14 protein-coding genes, 1 tRNA gene and 1 pseudogene are annotated in these 19,306 nt (G+C 70.6%); 11 read left to right on the forward strand and 5 right to left on the reverse strand.

Annotated elements, in window-relative coordinates; genetic code table 11:
• Nucleotides 1-153: 153 nt before the first annotated feature.
• Nucleotides 154-227, reverse strand: a tRNA-Leu gene (locus ABZS77_RS17900).
• Between the two features lie 93 nt (nucleotides 228-320).
• On the opposite strand from ABZS77_RS17900, the gene ABZS77_RS17905 reads away from it, so the two are divergent.
• The 8 genes from ABZS77_RS17905 to polA all read left to right on the forward strand — a co-directional run bounded on the left by ABZS77_RS17905 (nucleotide 321) and on the right by polA (nucleotide 10,243).
• Nucleotides 321-944, forward strand: a complete 624-nt coding sequence (locus ABZS77_RS17905; protein ID WP_234584542.1) for a response regulator — start codon at nucleotides 321-323, stop codon at nucleotides 942-944.
• Between the two features lie 50 nt (nucleotides 945-994).
• Nucleotides 995-2,179 carry a hypothetical protein gene (locus tag ABZS77_RS17910; RefSeq protein WP_354823813.1) on the forward strand — a complete coding sequence of 395 codons (1,185 nt, stop codon included), beginning with the start codon at nucleotides 995-997 and terminating at the stop codon, nucleotides 2,177-2,179.
• A 208-nt stretch (nucleotides 2,180-2,387) separates the two neighbouring features.
• Nucleotides 2,388-3,554, forward strand: coding sequence for a branched-chain amino acid ABC transporter substrate-binding protein (locus ABZS77_RS17915; RefSeq protein ID WP_354823815.1), 1,167 nt, complete (start codon nucleotides 2,388-2,390; stop codon nucleotides 3,552-3,554).
• Nucleotides 3,555-3,663: 109 nt separating this feature from the next.
• Entirely contained in the window at nucleotides 3,664-4,614 is a 951-nt protein-coding gene (locus ABZS77_RS17920; protein WP_354823817.1) for a branched-chain amino acid ABC transporter permease, read from the forward strand.
• Nucleotides 4,611-5,801, forward strand: coding sequence for a branched-chain amino acid ABC transporter permease (locus ABZS77_RS17925; protein ID WP_354823819.1), 1,191 nt, complete (start codon nucleotides 4,611-4,613; stop codon nucleotides 5,799-5,801). Before ABZS77_RS17920 ends, ABZS77_RS17925 begins: the two co-directional genes overlap by 4 nt.
• Nucleotides 5,794-6,711 (forward strand): ABC transporter ATP-binding protein, encoded by a 918-nt coding sequence (locus ABZS77_RS17930; protein ID WP_354823821.1) that lies wholly within the window; start codon nucleotides 5,794-5,796, stop codon nucleotides 6,709-6,711. Before ABZS77_RS17925 ends, ABZS77_RS17930 begins: the two co-directional genes overlap by 8 nt.
• Complete coding sequence (locus tag ABZS77_RS17935) at nucleotides 6,701-7,411, forward strand: ABC transporter ATP-binding protein (protein ID WP_354823823.1); 711 nt, start codon at nucleotides 6,701-6,703, stop codon at nucleotides 7,409-7,411. The genes ABZS77_RS17930 and ABZS77_RS17935 overlap by 11 nt, the downstream gene beginning before the upstream one ends.
• Before the next feature lie 132 nt (nucleotides 7,412-7,543).
• Nucleotides 7,544-10,243, forward strand: coding sequence for a DNA polymerase I (gene polA / locus ABZS77_RS17940; RefSeq protein ID WP_354823825.1), 2,700 nt, complete (start codon nucleotides 7,544-7,546; stop codon nucleotides 10,241-10,243).
• Nucleotides 10,244-10,315: 72 nt separating this feature from the next.
• Here polA and ABZS77_RS17945 read toward each other — a convergent pair.
• The 3 genes and pseudogenes from ABZS77_RS17945 to ABZS77_RS17955 all read right to left on the reverse strand — a co-directional run.
• A pseudogene (locus ABZS77_RS17945) lies at nucleotides 10,316-10,660 on the reverse strand (DUF3140 domain-containing protein); the annotation flags it as partial.
• Nucleotides 10,647-10,865, reverse strand: coding sequence for a DUF2945 domain-containing protein (locus ABZS77_RS17950; protein WP_354823827.1), 219 nt, complete (start codon nucleotides 10,863-10,865; stop codon nucleotides 10,647-10,649). The gene ABZS77_RS17950 and the pseudogene ABZS77_RS17945, both read right to left, overlap by 14 nt.
• A gap of 150 nt (nucleotides 10,866-11,015) precedes the next feature.
• Nucleotides 11,016-11,822, reverse strand: a complete 807-nt coding sequence (locus ABZS77_RS17955) for a class I SAM-dependent methyltransferase (RefSeq protein ID WP_354823828.1) — start codon at nucleotides 11,820-11,822, stop codon at nucleotides 11,016-11,018.
• 370 nt (nucleotides 11,823-12,192) lie between these two features.
• On the opposite strand from ABZS77_RS17955, the gene rpsA reads away from it, so the two are divergent.
• Both rpsA and coaE read left to right on the forward strand, forming a co-directional pair.
• Nucleotides 12,193-13,692 (forward strand): 30S ribosomal protein S1, encoded by a 1,500-nt coding sequence (gene rpsA / locus ABZS77_RS17960; protein WP_354823830.1) that lies wholly within the window; start codon nucleotides 12,193-12,195, stop codon nucleotides 13,690-13,692.
• A gap of 497 nt (nucleotides 13,693-14,189) precedes the next feature.
• Nucleotides 14,190-15,371 (forward strand): dephospho-CoA kinase, encoded by a 1,182-nt coding sequence (gene coaE, locus ABZS77_RS17965; protein ID WP_354823832.1) that lies wholly within the window; start codon nucleotides 14,190-14,192, stop codon nucleotides 15,369-15,371.
• 24 nt (nucleotides 15,372-15,395) lie between these two features.
• Here coaE and ABZS77_RS17970 read toward each other — a convergent pair whose 3' ends face one another.
• On the reverse strand, nucleotides 15,396-16,883 hold the full coding sequence (locus ABZS77_RS17970; protein ID WP_354823834.1) for a hypothetical protein: 1,488 nt from the start codon (nucleotides 16,881-16,883) through the stop codon (nucleotides 15,396-15,398).
• A 300-nt stretch (nucleotides 16,884-17,183) separates the two neighbouring features.
• Between ABZS77_RS17970 and uvrB the strand changes: the two genes are divergently transcribed.
• Nucleotides 17,184-19,292 (forward strand): excinuclease ABC subunit UvrB, encoded by a 2,109-nt coding sequence (uvrB, locus tag ABZS77_RS17975; RefSeq protein WP_354823836.1) that lies wholly within the window; start codon nucleotides 17,184-17,186, stop codon nucleotides 19,290-19,292.
• The last annotated feature ends 14 nt before the right edge of the window (nucleotides 19,293-19,306 follow it).

Below are 19,306 nucleotides of genomic sequence, written 5' to 3' on the forward strand. Positions count from 1 at the left end.
TGTCTGATTGTCGACCGCGGGCCGGCGGCGAAAGCAACGAAACCCGGTGCCGGGCTGGCGTGGCTCAGCCGGCGAGGTGCTGCTGCCGTGCTCGCAGGCGCAGTTCAGGTGGGTGCACAGCCCGCTGTCGACACGGCTGTACGACAGGTTTTGTGCCCCCGGTGGGACTCGAACCCACACTGTCGGAGGTTTGAGCTCCGTCTCTCTGCCGGTTGGAGTACAGGGGCCTCCGTAATTCGACCCAGACAGGTTACCCACTACGCTAAGAACGGTGACACCCGGCTCGGTGCGTGTCGGGTTCTGACTGGTGGGAGTGGCTGGTGGCTGAGATGCCGACGGATGCCGAGCGCAGGCGCGTACTGATCGCCGAGGACGAGGCGCTGATCCGGCTGGACCTCGCCGAGATGCTCGTCGAAGAGGGCTACGAGGTCGTCGGGGAGGCCGGTGACGGCGAGACCGCCGTCCGGCTCGCCGAGGAGTTGAAGCCCGATCTGGTCATCCTCGACATCAAGATGCCGATCATGGACGGGCTGGCCGCCGCCGAGCGGATCGCCGGCGCGCGGATCGCCCCGGTGATCATCCTGACCGCGTTCAGCCAGCGTGACCTGGTGGAGCGGGCGCGGGCGGCCGGCGCGATGGCGTACCTGGTGAAGCCCTTCCAGAAGAGCGACCTGGTCCCGGCGGTGGAGATCGCCCTGTCGCGCTACTCGGAGGTCGCGGCCCTGGAGGCCGAGGTCGCGAGCCTGACCGACCGCCTGGAGATCCGCAAGACGGTGGAGCGCGCCAAGGGCGCGCTGATGACGACGTACGGGATGACCGAGCCGCAGGCGTTCAAGTGGATCCAGCGCACGGCGATGGACCACCGGATGACCATGAAGGAGGTCGCCGAGCGGATCCTGGCCGAGACCGCCGGCGGTGAGGTGGCGCAGCAGCCGACGGTCTGACCGTCGCGGCGGGGGCGCGTCCGGGCGTCCGGATCGATAGCATCACATGCGTGTCGGTCCGGCGTGTGATCGCGGTGTTCGGGGTGGTGGTCACGCTGCTCGGCGGCTGCCGGGCCGGTGGTGGCGAGGGCCCCCCGGAGCCGGTCCGGCCGCGGTGGGAGGCCTCGGATCTGCCGGTGCCGCCGGGTTCCGCGGGTCGGCTCGTCGTCCGTGACGTGACGGGCTGCGCCGGTCGGTGGTACGTGGTCGGCGCGGTCGCCGGCCCGGACGGCGCGACCCGTCCGGCCGCGTGGGGCAGCGCGGACGGCCGCACGTGGGCGCCGCTGCCGTTGCGTCCGATCAGTTACTACGGTGAGCGGGCGATCCTCTACGCCGTCGGCTGTCATGAGGGACGCGTCGCCGTCATCGGGGCGCGCTCGGGCGGCGCGCACGGCAATCCGCGGGTTCGGACGTGGCGGCAGGACGCGGACGGCGGTCTGACCGAGGTGCCGGTGGAGTTCGTGGTGTACGGCGGCCCGGAGGCGGTGAGCGCGAGCCGCATCGCCGGTGGCGCCGGCGGCTGGTTGATCGCGGGCGCCCGTACCGGCGGCGCGGCGGTGTGGCTCTCCCCGGACGCGGCCGACTTCCAACTTGTCGACCGCGCCCCGGCGCTGGCCAGCGACGCGGGTCTGACGACGCTCGCCACGGACGCGGTGGCGGTGCCGGACGGCTGGCTGGTCGGTGGCGGTGGGCGGCCGGCGGGTCGGGCCGATCGTGATCCGTTCGTCTGGTTCTCCGGCGACGGCCGGTCGTGGACACGGGTGGCGTTGCCGGCGACCGGGGACGACGAGATCGTGCAGCGTCTCGTGCGGATCGGGTCGACCATGTACGCGGTGGGGGTGCGCGGCGGCGCGTTCCAGGCGTGGGTGAGCGAGCCTGGCGGTGGGGCCACGAGCGCCGCCGCGTGGCGGGCGGTGGGCCGTTTCGGCGCGACGGGCACGGGCGCGGTGGCCGGTGTGGAGTCGGCGTCCGGCGGCGGGGATGGGCTGGTGGCGATGACCATGGCGGCCGGTGGGCATCGGCTGTGGCGGTCCGCCGCGGGTGCCTCGTCATGGGTGCCGGTGGTGCTGCCGGTGGATGTTCCCACTGGTGGGGACACGTCCGGGGCGGTCGCGGTGATGGCTGACCGGGTGGTGCTCACCGTCGATGACGGGGTGGCGGGGAGGGTCTGGTTCGCGCCGTCCGGGGGCGTCTGACGGGTTGTCGACAACCGCCGATGTGACATCTAAACGCGAGGTTCTCCGCGTCTGGTAACGGTTGAGTCAATGCCGCCTACGACACCTTACGGTGAGTAGTGCTTCTGGGATAACGTCCCGCCCCAGACCGGGTGAACGGTCCGGTCCGGTGCCGTCGCGGCGCTCTGCCAGGCGACATCGGGCTTCTGGACGGAGGAGGGTTCCAGCCTTGAGGCAAAACTTCGTGCGCGTCCTCGGCAGCGTCGCCATCGTGGCGCTCGTTGCCGGCGGCGCCAGCGCATGTAAGAAGGACGAGGGCACGTCGGGTGGTTCCGCCAGCAAGGCGTGCGACCTCAAGATCGGTTTCTTCGGGGCGCTGTCGGGCGCCGACGCCGGCCTGGTCACCCCGATGAAGCAGGGTGCCGACCTGGCCGTGGAGAAGTACAACGCGGCGAACGCGGACTGCAAGGTCACCGTTCAGGCGTTCGACTCGCAGGGCAAGGCCGACCTGGCCGGCGGTCTGGCCACCAGCGCCGTCGCCGACACCAAGATCGTCGGCATGGTTGGCCCGGCGTTCTCCGGTGAGAGCGAGGTCGCGCTGCCGATCTTCGACACCGCGAGCCTGCCCAGCATCAGCCCGTCGGCCACGCGGCCGAGCCTCTCGGAGAAGGGCTGGAAGGTCTTCCACCGGGGTGTGGGTAACGACTTCTCCCAGGGCCCGGCGATCGCCAGCTACATCAAGAACGTGCTCAAGGCGCAGAAGGCGTTCGTCATCGACGACCAGTCGGCGTACGGCGCGGGTCTGGCCGACGAGGCCAAGAAGGGCCTCGGCCCGCTGGTCATCGGCACCGACAAGGTCGTCGACAACGCGCAGGAGTTCGGTGCGCAGATCTCCAAGGTGAAGACCAGCGGCGCGACTGTGCTGTTCTACGCGGGTTACACCGAGGAGGCGGCGCCGTTCCTCAAGCAGCTGCGTGCCGCGGGCTGGACCGGCACGTTCATCGGTGGCGACGGCATCAACGACGCCAACATGCTGTCGGTGGCCGGTCAGAAGGACGTCGAGGGCACCATCGCGACCTGCCCGTGTGGCCCGGCGACCGCGGCCAAGGGCACCTTCGTGACCGACTTCAAGGCCAAGTACAACGTGGACCCGGGCGTGTACGCCGACGTGGCGTTCGACCTGGCCAACATCTACCTTGAGGCCATCAAGGACGGCAAGACCACCCGCGCCGACATCCAGGCCTTCCTCTCCTCCTACAACAAGGCCGGTTCCGCCTCTGGCGTGACCTACAAGTGGGAGGCCAACGGCGAGCTGGACCCGGCGCAGGTCAAGGTGTGGGCCTTCAAGGCCACCGCCGGTGCGTGGGCTCCGGACGTGGAGATCCCGAAGGCCTGATCCCGTCCGGGTCACAGGTTTGAGGGCGTGACGAACAGAGTTGTTTCGATGCGGTCGGGGTGCGCAGCCCCGGCCGCATCGGCTCAACGCAACACCCTTCGGAGCATCGGTGGACTTTGCAGAACTCGTCCGGGGCTTCCCGGAACTGACCACAACCGGGTTGGTGCAGGGTGCGATCTACGCGCTCATCGCCCTCGGCTACACCCTCGTTTACGGCGTACTGCGCCTCATCAACTTCGCGCACTCCGAGGTCTTCATGATCGGCACCTTCGGTGCCATCTGGACCTGGGCGGCCTTCGGGCTCAATAGCAACAGCGGGGCCCCGTCGGTGGGTCGCGCCCTGCTGCTGATCGCACTGGCGATCGTGGCCGCGGCGCTGCTGTCCGGCAGTGTCGCGCTTCTGATCGAGGTTACCGCCTACCGTCCGCTACGGCGGCGCAACGCGCCGCCGCTGGCCTTCCTGATCACGGCCATCGGTGCGTCGTACGCCCTGATGGAGCTGATGGGGACGCTGACCCAGCGTCGCCAGGTCGGCGCGCCGGCTCTGCTGCCCGCCAAGACGTTGTTCAGCATCGGCGGCTGGAGCGTCACGCCCGTGCAGATGCTGACGTTGAGCGTTGCCATCGTGATGATGGTCGGGCTCGACTGGTTCGTTAACCGCACCCGTTTCGGCAAGGGCATCCGCGCGGTCGCGCAGGACTCCAACACGGCCGCGCTGATGGGTGTCAACAAGAGCCGCGTGATCGCGCTGGTGTTCGTGCTCGGTGGTCTGATGGCCGGTGTGGCCGCCGTCTTCAGTGACATGAAGAGCGGCAACACCCGGTACAACATCGGCTTCCTGCTCGGGCTCAAGGCGTTCTCCGCAGCGGTGCTCGGCGGTATCGGCAACCTGCGGGGCGCGGCGATCGGCGGCGTGCTGCTGGGTCTGGTCGAGAACTACGGGTCGGCGCTGTTCGGCTCGCAGTGGCGGGACCTTATCGCGTTCGTCGTGCTGATCGTCCTGCTGATGTTCCGGCCGACCGGTCTGCTGGGCGAGTCGTTGGGGAGGGCGCGGGCATGACCGCTCTGCGAGAGCGCTGGCACTCCGCTTCGAGTGCCATCGGTCGGCGGGTCGACGGGCTGCCGAAGTCCGCCCGGATCACCGGGTTGCTGGCCTTCATCGCCTTCCTCTACGTCCTGCCGAACAAGTGGTTCTACGAGTACCTGAACATCCCGGGTCTGTGGATTCCGCTGTACACCACGCGCAACGACATGGCGGCGGTGCTGTTCTACTGCGCGTGGATCGTGCTGCTGTCGCTCGGCCTCAACGTGGTGGTGGGGTACGCCGGTCTGCTGGACCTGGGCTTCTTCGGCTTCTTCGCCGTCGGCGCGTACACGGTGGCGTTGCTGACGTCGCCGGAGAGCAAGCTCATCACCGAGTACAACTGGCTGGAGAGCCCGTGGCCGTGGCTGGTGACGATTCCGATCGCCATCGCCCTGGCGCTGCTATCAGGTGTGCTGATCGGTGCGCCGACGTTGCGGTTGCGCGGTGACTACCTGGCGATCGTGACGCTCGGCTTCGCCGAGATGATCCGGATCATCGCGAAGAACCAGGACTGGATCCTCAACGGCGACCGGGGTATCCCGCAGGTGGCCCACCCGCCGGGCAAGTACCCGGACGGCACGGCCATCTTCCAGTTCGAGTTCAAGCCGTACTACTGGCTGCTGCTCACCGTGATCATCGGCGCGGTCTTCCTGATCCGTAACCTGGCCAACAGTCGGGTGGGTCGGGCGTGGGTCGCGATCCGTGAGGACGAGGACGCGGCCGAGCTGATGGGCGTGCCGACGTTCCGCTTCAAGCTGTGGGCGTTCGCGATCGGCGCGGCGGTCGGCGGTCTGTCCGGCACGCTGTGGGCGGGTCAGGCCAACTTCGTCAACTCCTCGACGTTCTCCCTGGAGAACTCGATCCTGGTGTTGGCGGCGGTGCTGCTCGGCGGCGCCGGCAGTATCGGTGGCGCGATCCTCGGTGGCTTCCTGGTCATCTACATTCCGGAGTGGCTACGGTCGGTGGGTGACGTGTTCGGCCTGCCGGAGACGGCCACCGTCTTCGGTAACGACTTCGACGTGAGCCCGACGTCGTTGCGCTACTTCATCTTCGGGGTTCTGCTGATCATCGTGATGATCTTCCGACCGCAGGGTCTCTGGCCGAACCGGCGGCGGGCCGCCGAGCTCAAGGACCGGCAGAAGGAGGTGGCTGTCGTTGAGTGAGCCACGGATGGGCAGCGCGCGCGACGTCACCAGCGAGCGCGACATGGCGATCGACGCCCGGACGACTGTGGGAAGCCCCCCGGAGACCTCGTCGACGCCCGACGAGACGGTCAGCGAGCCGACCCCCACCAGCGGTCGCAAGCCGCTGCTGGAGGTCGACCACGTCACGCTCCGGTTCGGCGGCGTGGTGGCCCTCAACGACGTCAACTTCACCCTCTACGAGGGGGAGATCCTCGGGCTGATCGGCCCGAACGGCGCGGGCAAGACCACCTGCTTCAACGCCATGACCGGCGTGTACACCCCGACGACCGGGCAGATCCGGTTCCAGGGTGAGAAGGTCAGCGGTCGCAAGCGGTTCCAGATCACCAAGCTGGGCATCGCGCGTACCTTCCAGAACATCCGTCTCTTCCCGGAGATGACGGCACTGGAGAACGTGCAGGTCGGCGCGGACGCCAACCACAAGACCAGCGTCCCGAGCGCCCTGCTGCGGCTGCCGCGGCACTGGCGCGAGGAACGACAGGGCAAGGAGAAGGCCCACGAGCTGCTCGAGTTCGTGGGTATCCAGGGCCGCGCCGGCGACCTGGCCCGCAACCTGTCGTACGGTGACCAGCGCCGACTGGAGATCGCCCGGGCTCTGGCCACCGACCCGAAGCTGCTCTGCCTCGACGAGCCGGCCGCCGGCTTCAACCCGGCCGAGAAGGTGGCGCTGCTCCAGCTGATCCGCAAGATCCGCGACTCAGGCGTCACCGTCCTGCTCATCGAGCACGACATGCGACTGGTCATGGGCGTGGTGGACCGGCTCGTGGTGCTGGAGTTCGGGCAGAAGATCGCCGAGGGGTCGCCCGCCGAGGTGCGCGACGACCCGAAGGTGATCGCGGCGTACCTGGGAGGTGTCGAGGATGCTGCTTGAGATCGACAACCTGAAGCTGCTCTACGGCCGCATCGAGGCGTTGCACGGCATCAGCCTGCACGTGGATCAGGGCGAGATCGTGGCGCTGATCGGCGCGAACGGCGCTGGCAAGACCACGACCATGAAGGCGATCTCGGGGCTGCACGCCATCTCCGGGGGGAGCGTCAAGTTCGAGGGCACCGACATCAGTCGGCTCCGCGCCGACCTGCGGGTGATCCGGGGCATCGGGCAGTCGCCCGAGGGCCGCGGCGTCTTCCCCGGCATGACCGTGCTGGAGAACCTGGAGATGGGGGCCTACACCCGCAAGGACAAGGCCGACATCGCCAAGGACCTGTCGATGGTGTTCGACCTGTTCCCGCGGTTGCAGGAGCGCCGCAAGCAGGCCGGCGGCACGCTCTCCGGCGGTGAGCAGCAGATGCTGGCGGTGGGTCGGGCCCTGATGACCCGCCCGAAGCTGCTGCTGCTCGACGAGCCGTCGATGGGGCTCGCGCCGAAGCTGATCCAGCAGATCTTCGAGATCATCACGCGGATCAACGAGCAGGGCACCACGATCCTGCTGGTGGAGCAGAACGCCCAGCAGGCGCTGTCCCGGGCCCACCGGGGGTACGTGTTGGAGACCGGCCGGATCGTCAAGGAGGGCACCGGCCAGGAACTCCTGCACGACCCGGCGGTCAAGGAGGCGTACCTCGGCGTGGCCTGAGCTGTTCGAGCGGTGGCCGGTCGTCCCCTCGGGGGCGGCCGGCCACCGCCGTTCGGCCCGGCTGTCCGTTCCGGGCCCGGCGCGCGGTGCCGCCGCCGGGGGATGTCGGTGCGACGGACTAGAGTCGCAGCCGTGACAGCTACGACGCCGCGCCTGCTCCTCGTCGACGGACATTCCATGGCATACCGGGCCTTCTTCGCCCTGCCGGTGGAAAACTTCTCCACCACGACGGGTCAGCCGACCAACGCGGTGTACGGCTTCACCTCGATGCTGATCAACGTGCTGCGCGACGAGCAGCCCACCCACATCGTCGTGGCGTTCGACGTCTCCCGCCGCTCCTTCCGCACCGAGAAGTACGCGGAGTACAAGGCCGGCCGCAGCGAGACCCCCAACGACTTCAAGGGCCAGGTCAGCCTCGTCAAGGAGGTCCTGGCCGCGTTGCAGATCCCGGTGGTGGAGAAGGAGGGCTTCGAGGCCGACGACGTCATCGCCACGCTCGCCTGCCAGGCCCGCGACCAGGGCATGTCGGTGCTGATCAGCAGCGGTGACCGGGACGCGTTCCAGCTGGTCGACGACCAGGTCACCGTGCTGTACCCGCGCAAGGGCGTCTCCGACCTGGCCCGGATGGACCCGGCGGCGATCGAGGCGAAGTACGGCGTCCCGCCGCAGCAGTACCGGGACCTGGCCGCGCTGGTCGGCGAGACCAGTGACAACCTGCCGGGCATCCCGGGCGTGGGCCCGAAGACCGCCGCCAAGTGGATCACCACGTACGGCGGGGTGGAGGGCGTGATCGCCCGCGCCGACGAGATCAAGGGCAAGGCCGGCGACAGTCTGCGCGAGCGCTTGGCGGACGTGATCCGCAACTACGAGATCAACTGCCTGGTGTCCGACCTGGAGCTGCCGTTGCGCCCGGAGGACACCCGGTGGACCGGTTGGGACCGCGAGGCGGTGCACCAGGTCTTCGACACCCTCGAGTTCCGCATCCTGCGCGACCGCCTCTACCAGTATCTGGAGTCCGTCGAGCCGGAGGCCGAGTCCGGCTTCGACCTCACCGGCGCGGTGCTCACCGAGCCGGGCGCGCTGGCCGGCTGGCTGGCCGAACACGTTCCGACCGGCACCCCGGTGGGGCTGGCGGTCAAGCTCGACACCGGCCCCAACCGCCGGCACACCGCCTCGATCACCGGCCTGGCGCTGGCCACCGCCGGCGGCGCGGCGGCCTGGGTCGACCCGGCGGGGCTCGAGCCGACCGACGAGAGCGCCCTGGCCGCCTGGCTGGCCGACGCGCAACGACCCAAGGTGCTGCACGACAGCAAGCCCGCAGTGCTGGCCTGCGCCGCGCACGGCTGGGAGCTGGCCGGCATCCAGCGCGACACCCAGATCGCCGCCTATCTGGCCCGACCCGACCAGCGGTCCTACGACCTGACCGACCTGGCGCTGCGCTACCTGCACCGGGAGCTGCGCGTCGACGTTCCGGAGTCCGGCCAGCTGACCCTCGACGGGCTGGGAGACGAGGGCGTCGTCGAGCAGAACCTGATGCTCCAGGCCCGCGCCACCCTGGATCTGGCGGACGCGATCGACGCCGAGCTGTCCCGCGACGGTGAGCAGTCCGCCCGGCTGATGGCGGGGGTGGAGCTGCCGTTGATGCGGGTGCTCGCGGGCATGGAGCGCACCGGCATCGCCGCCGACACCCACTACCTCTCCGAGTTGGAGGCGCACTTCGCCGCCGAGGTGAAGGCCGCCGCCCAGGGCGCGTACGAGGCGGTGGGCCGGGAGTTCAACCTGGGCTCACCCAAGCAGTTGCAGGAGATCCTCTTCACCGAGCTCGGCCTTCCGAAGACCAAGAAGATCAAGACCGGTTACACCACCGACGCGGACGCGTTGCAGTGGCTCTACGCGCAGCAGCCGCACCCGGTGCTGGCCCACCTGCTGCGCCACCGCGACGTCGCCAAGCTCAAGTCGACGGTGGACGGTCTGCTCAAGTCGGTCTCCGACGACGGCCGTATCCACACCACGTTCAACCAGACGGTGGCGGCCACCGGGCGGCTCTCCTCCACCGAGCCCAACCTGCAGAACATCCCGATCCGCACCGAGGAGGGCCGGCGGATCCGCCGCGCGTTCGTGGTCGGCGAGGGCTATGAGTGCCTGCTCACCGCCGACTACAGCCAGATCGAGATGCGCATCATGGCGCACCTCTCCTCCGACGACGCGCTGATCGAGGCGTTCAACTCCGGAGCCGACTTCCACGCCGCCACGGCGTCGTCGGTGTTCGGGGTGCCGGTCGACGAGGTCACCCCCGACCAGCGTCGCAAGATCAAGGCGATGAACTACGGCCTGGCGTACGGGCTGAGCGCGTTCGGCCTCTCCCAGCAACTCGGCATCAACACCGAAGAGGCACGCGGGCTGATGGAGAACTACTTCGCCGGCTTCGGCGGAGTGCGTGACTACCTGCACCAGGTGGTCGCTCGTGCCCGCCAGGACGGCTACACCTCGACGATCCTGGGTCGCCGGCGTTACCTGCCCGACCTGGTCAGCGACAACCGGCAGCGCCGCGACATCGCCGAACGGATGGCGCTCAACGCCCCGATCCAGGGCTCGGCGGCCGACATCATCAAGGTGGCGATGCTGCACGTCGACACCGCGCTGGGCGAGGCCGGGCTGCGCTCGCGGATGCTGCTCCAGGTGCACGACGAACTGGTCTTCGAGGTCGCCCCCGGTGAGCGGGAGGCGTTGGAGGCCCTGGTCCGGCGGGAGATGGGCGGGGCGTACCCGCTGTCGGTGCCGCTCGAGGTGTCGGTCGGCGAAGGCCGGGACTGGAACAGCGCCGATCACTGAGGTGAGGCACCACCTGCCCTGACGCTGCGCGGGTCTCGCGTCGGAAGTAGGGCGCAGCGGTCCGGCGCCCTACTTCGTCGGGTCGTGGCCCCAGTTCATGAGGGACCAGCGCCACCTGGTGTCGCGCACGTCGCCGGACGGACGCTGGGCCATGTGCCGACGGACGTAACCGACCACCTTGCGCATGTGCTTGTAGTCGCCCTCGGACAGGTCGGCGCGCTTGCGACGCAACAGGTCGATGATCTTCCGACCGGACTCGTGACCGACGGACTCGCCGCCGCCGGACCGGCCGCCCTTGTGCCAGCCGACCTGCTTCGACTCGTCGGTCTCCAGCCAGGTGGACAACTCGCGGGGCTTCATGTTCACCGCCTCGGTGAACTCCCGGTAGGTGTCCCGGCCGTCGTCACCTCTGCTCATGGCGCAGCGCCCCGGGTCGGTGGGCCACGTCGCGGCCCGTTCCGTCACTGCGAACCCGGTACTGCGGGTCGTCGGGAGCCGCGTTCACGGCCCGCCCACGGATCCGCGTCCGCTCGGTGATCTTCCCCTGCACCACGCCGTACGCGCGGCTTCCGTGGGCCGACCAGGAGACGTGGTCGCCCTTGTGAAACCTCTGTTCGGCCATGCGCCTCGGCTACCCGACCCCGTCGAGGTGAAACGGCGATCTCGGCGACCGGCTCGTACTGCCGCTCACCGCCCGGCACCACCCGGTACGCGTACACGTGCACCGGGTCGTGCTCGATCCGCCGCAGGTCGGACCACGGGTGCGAGGCGCTCAGCCGGCGGGCTTCTCGGTGACGAAGATGGCGGTGCCGGGGAAGAGTCGCCCGCGCAGCGGGCTCCACTGCCCCCAGATCCCGTCGTGCCCCTGCGGCCACTCCGGCTCCACCAGGTCCACCAGCCGGAAACCGGCGCCGACCAGCTCGCGGATCCGGTCGCCCAGGGTGCGGTGCTGCTCGACGTACGTGGCCACGCCGGTCTCGTCCTGCTCGACGTAGGGGGAGCGGTCGAAGTACGAGTGCACGGCCGTCAGGCCGCCCTCGCCCGGGTCGTCGAGGAAGATCCACCGCATCGGGTGGGTCACCGAGAACACCCACCGCCCGCCCGGGCGCAGCACCCGGTGCACCTCGGCGTGCAGCGTCGCCGAGTCGTCCACGAACGGGATCGCGCCGAACGCGGTGCACGCGAGGTCGAACGACCGGTCGGCGAACGGCAGGGCGAGTGCGTCGGCCTGCGCCAGCGGTACGCGTACCCCGGTGCGGTCGGCGGCCTCGGCGGCGTGCCGCAACATGCCGGCGGACAGGTCGAAGGCGACCGGCCGGGCGCCCTGGGTGGCGAGCCAGCGGGCGGCGGCCGCCGCGCCGCAGCCCACCTCGAGGACCCGGCGGCCCGACACGTCGCCGAGCAGTCGGGCGTCGGCCTCCCGCAGGCCCTCCGGGCACCAGACGAAGTCGACGTCGCCGAGGAACGCGCCGTGCTCGGCCTGGTAGTCGTCGGCGTCGGTGTCCCACCAGCCGCGGTTGGCGCGCCGGGCCTCGGCGTCACCCACCCGGCGCCGGGTCACCCGGCTGTCGTCATCCACCCGCCCACGCTAGGCCCCGTCGGGGCCGGCCGGCCCGATGGGCCGATCCGACCCGCCGCCGTGTGGCTCCCGGGGCCGGTGTGACGCACGAGACAGCAGGGGCGGTTTCCGGGCGATTGTTCGGCTTTCGCAGGTCATCGCATCCAGAGAAGCCGGGAGGGCTTGCACGCTGTGGTAATGCGCACGGTAGGCTAGACGATGCGCTCGCGGATCGTGTGTCTCGGCAGGGAGCAGGTGCGCGGTCGACGGAGCCACATCATGATCTCACTAGGCGATCGTTCGGTGTGCCCGGCGACGGATCCGCTGGCGCGAACAGGTCACCGCGACACCAGCCTGCTGTGACAACCCACCGACCGGAGCAACCGCCCACATGACGAGCAGCATCGAGGCCCCCTCGAGCGCCACCCGGGTCACCCACGACGATCTCGGTTCCGAGGAGGCTTTCCTCGCCGCGATCGACGAGACCATCAAGTACTTCAACGACGGCGACATTGTCGAAGGCACCGTCGTCAAGGTCGATCGGGACGAGGTCCTGCTCGACATCGGCTACAAGACCGAGGGTGTCATCCCCTCTCGGGAGTTGTCGATCAAGCACGACGTGGACCCCGCCGAAGTTGTGACGGTTGGCGACCACATCGAGGCCCTGGTCCTCCAGAAGGAGGACAAGGAGGGTCGTCTGATCCTCTCCAAGAAGCGGGCGCAGTACGAGCGGGCCTGGGGCACGATCGAGAAGATCAAGGACGAGGACGGCGTCGTTCGCGGCTCGGTCATCGAGGTGGTCAAGGGTGGCCTCATCCTCGACATCGGGCTGCGCGGCTTCCTGCCCGCGTCCCTGGTCGAGATGCGGCGCGTGCGCGACCTGCAGCCGTACGTCGGGCGGGAGCTCGAAGCCAAGATCATTGAGCTGGACAAGAACCGCAACAACGTGGTCCTGTCCCGCCGGGCCTGGCTCGAGCAGACGCAGTCCGAGGTGCGCACCGAGTTCCTCAACAAGCTGCAGAAGGGCCAGGTCCGCAAGGGCGTCGTGTCCTCGATCGTCAACTTCGGCGCGTTCGTGGACCTCGGCGGCGTCGACGGTCTGGTGCACGTCTCCGAGCTGTCCTGGAAGCACATCGACCACCCGTCCGAGGTCGTCGAGGTGGGCCAGGAGGTCGAGGTCGAGGTCCTGGACGTCGACCTGGACCGCGAGCGGGTCTCCCTGTCGCTGAAGGCGACGCAGGAGGACCCGTGGCGGCAGTTCGCCCGCACCCACGCGATCCAGCAGATCGTGCCGGGTAAGGTCACCAAGCTGGTGCCGTTCGGTGCGTTCGTCCGGGTGGACGACGGCATCGAGGGCCTGGTCCACATCTCCGAGCTGGCCGAGCGCCACGTGGAGATCCCGGAGCAGGTCGTCCAGGTCGGCTCCGAGGTCATGGTCAAGGTCATCGACATCGACCTGGAGCGCCGCCGGATCTCGCTGTCGCTCAAGCAGGCCAACGAGGGCTTCGTCGAGGGCGAGGAGCACTTCGACCCGACCCTCTACGGCATGGCCGCGACGTACGACACCGAGGGCAACTACATCTACCCGGAGGGCTTCGACCCGGAGACGGGCGAGTGGCTCGAGGGGTACGACAAGCAGCGCGAGACCTGGGAGAACCAGTACGCCGAGGCTCGTCAGCGTTGGGAGGCCCACACCAAGCAGGTGCAGACCTCTCGGGCCGCCGACGCCGAGGCCGCTGCCAACCCGACTCCGGCCGTCCCGGCCGCCACCGGGGGCACCACCTCCTCGTCGAGCCCGGCCCCGAGCCGGCAGGCCGAGGAGCCGGCCGGCACGCTGGCCACCGACGAGGCGCTCGCCGCACTGCGGGAGAAGCTCGCCGGCGGTAAGTGACCCGCTGAACGACGACAGGCCCCGCCCCCGCGATCTTTCCGATCGCCGGGGGCGGGGCCTTCGCCGTCTGCGGGCCCGGCCTTCGCCGTCTGCGGGCCCGGCCTTCGCCGTTCGGTCTTGGCCGCGCTGTGCCGCTCGGGACGGGCCGTGTTGTGCCGTTCGGGACGGGCCGTGTTGCGCCGTTCGGAACGGGCCGTGTTGTGCCGTTCGGAACGGGCCGCGCTGCGCCGCTCGGACTGGCCGCGCTGCGCCGCTCGGACCGGCCGCGCTGCGCCACTCCGGACCAGCCGCGCCGCCACTCCGGGCCAAGATCCGCACAACAACAGGGATGTTGTTGCCTCCCGCGCGCCGGAGACAACAACATCCAGGAAGTTGCGCGATCTTGAGGCGAGAGCGCGCGGCACGCGGTCGGGCGCGGCGCGCAGAGCCAACGCGGCGCGTAGGGCCGGCGCGGCGCGGGTTTGGCGGCGGGCGCGGTGATCCGGTTGACTGGTCTGGTGCTGAGGGTGGGATTGACCGGTGGAATCGGGTCGGGCAAGAGCGCGGTGGCCGCGCGGCTCGTCGAGCGGGGCGCGGTGCTCATCGACGCCGACCAGATAGCCCGTGAGGTCGTCGCCCCGGGCAGCCCGGGCCTGGCCGAGATCGTCGACGCCTTCTCCGATCGGGTGTTGGACGCCGACGGCGCGTTGGACCGGGCCGCGCTCGGGGCGGTGGTGTTCGCCGACGAGGCCGCCCGCCGCCGGTTGGAGGCCATCACCCACCCTCGGGTCCGGGCCCGTACCGCCGAGCTGACGGCCGCTGCGGCACCCGACGCGGTCGTCGTCAACGACGTGCCGCTGCTCGTCGAGGTGGGGCTCGCGCCCACGTACCACCTGGTGGTCGTGGTGCAGGCGGCCGTGTCGACCCGACTGGACCGGCTGGTGCGGACCCGGGGGATGGACCGGGCGGACGCCCAGCGGCGGATCGCCGCGCAGGCCGACGACGACCGGCGCCGCGCGGCGGCGGACGTGGTGCTGACCAACGACGCGTCCCTGACGGCGTTGCACAGCGCCGTCGACGCGCTTTGGGAGCAGCGCCTGCTGCCCTACGAGCGCAACGTGCGGGCACGGCGGGTGGTCCCGCCCGCCCGGGCCGACGTGGCCGTGGCCGACCCGACGTGGCCCGAGCAGTACGCCCGGCTGGCCGCCCGGATCCGGCACGCGCTCGCGCCTGCCGAGCTCCGGATCGACCACATCGGGCCGACCGCGCTGCCCGGCCTCGCCGCCGAGGACGTCATCGACGTGCAGGTGGCGCTGCCCCACATCGCCGACGCCGACGGGACGCTCACCGACCGGCTGGCGGACGCCGGGTTCCCCCGGGTGCCGGGGCAGTGGTGGGACGACCCGCGGCCGGCCGGCAGTGGCCGTTGGGAGAAGCGGCTGCACGGCGGCGCGGACCCGGGCCGGCCGGTGCGCCTGCACCTACGGCAGATCGACTCGCCGGGGTGGCGGCACGCGTTGCTGATGCGCGACCACCTGCGGGCCGACCCCGATCGGCGGTCCGCGTACCTGCTGCTCAAGCGGGAGCTGGTGGACGCCGCGCCGGACGCTGGCGGGTCCGGTACGGCGCGCGACCCGTGGTTCGACGAGGAGTACCTGAGCGCCGAGCGGTGGGCCACCCAGACCGGCTGGCGGCCCTGAGGGTCGCGGATTCGCGGCGTGGGGTCAGCGGGGCCGGGGCCCCCGGACCGGGCGGGTGGCGCCCGGTGGTCGGGGCGGTGGGGGCAGCCGGGGCATGACGCCGGGGCTGAGGTCCAGCTGCGCCCACATGCCAGCGCTGGTCCGCAGTTCCAGCCGGCGCAGTGAGCCGTCCCGGTCGATCCAGTAGCGCAGCCGCCCGAGGGTGGCGCTCAGCTCGACGACGTCCACGGTCCGCCCGTCGGCGACGTCCTCGCGTAGCCACAGGGCCGCGGCGCGCTGGACGTCCGTGCCGGCGGCGAGCGCGGCGCCGGCCAGGACGCTCAGGTCGTCAGTGCCGGGGCGGGCGGACCGCCAGGGCCCGGCGGGCGGCGGCAGGGGTGGCCGGCCCGGCGTCTCGGCGGCGCCACCGCCGCCAGCGGTGGCGGGCACGTCGGCGCGGGCCTGGCTCACGGCGTCACGCCACAGCAGGCTCCGCCGATCGGGTACGCCGAGGTCGGCGACCGCCAGGTAGGCGGTGCGGGTGGTCCAGCTCAACCAGCCCGAGCCCCGCAGGTTGGTGTCGGTGCCCACGGGCGCGGTCAGGGTGGCCGTGGCGCCGCCGCCCTGGGCCCGCAGGCGGGCGGGCAGGCGGTCGAGCCGGCGCCGTTCGGTCTCGGTGAGCGCGCGGGGCAGCCCGGGCCGGCCGCCGAGCGCGTCCACCGGGCGCAGGGTGGGGCGGTCCGCCCGGTTCAGGATCACCGTGACCGGGCCGACTCCGGGTAGCCGGGTCACGATCTTGTGCAGCCGGGCGTTCCGGTCCAGCCAGTAACGGGGCTGCCCGTCGTCGACCGCCCCCGTGCCGTTCGGTGTCGCGGCGGGGGAAGGTGTGGCGGCGGGCAGCGGCGCGGCGAGGACGTCCACCGGACCGGCCGCGACGGTGTCCCGGGCCACCCAGCGGCCCGCCGCCGGCAACGCGTCCGGGCGGTCGGCGGAGAGGCCGAGGAGCAGGTCGAGCACCGGCGCCAGGCCCGTACTGGGCGGCAGGTGGTGCAGCCGCCAACGGTCGGCCGGTGGCACCAGGGGAGGTGCTGCGGGAGTGGGCACCGCCGCCGGATCCGGTCTGATCACCAGGGCCGCGCCGACGCGCTGCACCAGACCCCGTTCGGCCCCCGCTCCGGGCCCGCCCACGTCGAGGTAGAGCAGCGAGCGAGACCAGTCCACCCAGCCGACCAGCTCGATACGCGCGGCACCGGTGCCGGCGGTCACGCGGACCCCGGCACGCAGGTCCCGCAGGTTGGTTACCCGCATCGCGGCCAGCCGCTCGCCCTCGGCGACGGTGAGCGGCCGGGCCGGGTCGGGCGGGTCGGGAGCCCAGCTCAGCAGCCCGACCACCAGGGCGGTCGCGGACATCGCCGCGGTCAGGCCGAGCAGCAGCAGCACCGTCCGCCGCCGTCGGGCGGGTGGGGTCGGGCCGTCGGGCCGGGACGCGTCCCCGAGGTCGGTGTCGGTCGTCGGGTGCGCAGAGGTGTCCACGGATGTGAAACGGGCGGGACGCGACGGGGTGACGAGCAGGGGCGCTCGCGGCGGCCGGTCTGCGCCTCGAGCGCGACCACACGGGTGCGCACGCCGGACGTGCCGGGTGCTGCGACCCGCAGTGCCGGGGGCGACCGGCCGTGATGAACAGCCTGGCCACCGGCCCGGTCGGCCGCCGCGAGCGGCCTACGGGGAGAGCCTAGCGCCGGTGACATGTGCCACACAATGGGAATATTGAAGCTGATCACGTACCCGCCGTGACGGCCGATCCTGTCGGACCTCCGGCGTACCGTTGAGGTCATGGCGCTCGACATTCCCCGGCTGGACAGCCGCTTCCAGGTCGTCAGTGAGTTCCAGCCGGCCGGCGACCAACCGGCGGCCATCGACGATCTCGAACGACGCGTCAGGCGTGGCGACCGCAACACGGTGCTGCTCGGCGCGACCGGCACCGGCAAGAGCGCCACGACGGCGTGGCTGATCGAGCGGTTGCAGCGCCCGACCCTGGTGCTCGCCCCCAACAAGACGCTCTGCGCGCAGCTGGCGAAGGAGTTCAGCGAGCTGCTGCCGCACAACGCGGTCGAGTACTTCGTCTCGTACTACGACTACTACCAGCCCGAGGCGTACATCCCGCAGACCGACACCTACATCGAGAAGGACTCCTCGATCAACGAGGAGGTCGAGCGGCTGCGGCACTCGGCGACGATGTCGCTGCTCACCCGCCGCGACGTGATCGTGGTGGCGACGGTGTCGGCGATCTACGGTCTGGGCACCCCGGAGGAGTACCTGGACCGGGCGGTCCGGGTCGCGGCCGGTCAGGAGCTCGACCGTGACCAGCTGCTGCGCCGGTTGGTCGACATCCAGTACACCCGCAACGACATGGCCTTCCAGCGGGGCACCTTCCGGGTCCGCGGCGACACCCTGGAGATCATTCCGGCGTACGAGGAGCTGGCGGTCCGCATCGAGCTGTTCGGCGACGAGGTGGAGAAGCTCTACTACCTCAACCCGTTGACCGGTGACGTGGTCCGTGAGGTCGACCAGTTGGTGATCTTCCCGGCGACCCACTACGCGGCCGGCCCGGAGCGGATGGAACGGGCGATCCGCGACATCGAGGCGGAGCTGGCCGAGCGGCTGGCCGAGCTGGAGCGGCAGGGCAAGCTCCTGGAGGCGCAGCGACTGCGGATGCGGACCACCTACGACATCGAGATGATGCGCCAGGTGGGCTTCTGCTCCGGCATCGAGAACTACTCGATGCACATGGACGGGCGGCTGCCCGGCAGCCCGCCGCACTGCCTGCTCGACTACTTCCCGGACGACTTCCTCACCGTGGTCGACGAGTCGCACGTGACGATCCCGCAGATCGGCAGCATGTACGAGGGTGACGCCTCCCGTAAGCGGATGCTCATCGACCACGGCTTCCGGCTGCCCAGCGCCGCCGACAACCGGCCGCTGCGCTTCGACGAGTTCCTGGAGCGGGTCGGCCAGATGGTCTACCTCTCCGCGACCCCCGGCCCGTGGGAGCTGGAGCAGGCCCAGGGCGAGTTCGTCGAGCAGGTCATCCGCCCCACCGGGCTGATCGACCCGGAGGTCGTCATCAAGCCGACCAAGGGCCAGATCGACGACCTCATGCACGAGATCAAGCTGCGCACCGAGAAGGACGAGCGGGTGCTGGTCACCACGCTGACCAAGAAGATGGCCGAGGACCTGTCGGACTACCTGCTCGAGAACGGCATCCGGGTGCGCTACCTGCACTCGGAGGTGGACACGCTGCGCCGGGTGGAGCTGCTGCGCGAGCTGCGCAAGGGCGAGTACGACGTGCTGGTCGGCATCAACCTGCTCCGCGAGGGTCTGGACCTGCCCGAGGTGTCGTTGGTGGCGATCCTCGACGCCGACAAGGAGGGCTTCCTGCGCAGCGGCCGCTCGCTGATCCAGACCATCGGCCGGGCCGCCCGTAACGTGTCCGGGCAGGTGCACATGTACGCCGACAAGATCACCCCGTCGATGGCGGCGGCGATCGACGAGACCGATCGGCGTCGGGCCAAGCAGATCGCGCACAACGAGGCCAACGGCATCAGCCCGGAGCCGCTGCGTAAGAAGATCCACGACATCCTGGACGACATCTACCGCGAGGCGGAGGACACCGAGAACTCGCGGGTCGGTGGCGCGGTGCGCCAGCTGTCCCGGGGCAAGGCGCCCGTCAAGGAGACGCGCAGCCGCAGCCGGGCCGGCGCCTCCACTCCCTCGCGGGAGGGGATGGCCCGTGCCGATCTCGCCCAGCTCATCCAGGAGCTGAACGACCAGATGCTGGCCGCCGCACGCGAGCTGCAGTTCGAGCTGGCGGCCCGGATCCGCGACGAGGTGGCCGACCTGAAGAAGGAGCTGCGCGGTATGGACGCCGCAGGCGTGAAGTGACGAGGATCCCGGCG

Source organism: Micromonospora sp. NPDC005298 (assembly GCF_040607375.1).
In the GTDB taxonomy this organism is placed as follows: Bacteria; Actinomycetota; Actinomycetes; order Mycobacteriales; family Micromonosporaceae; genus Micromonospora.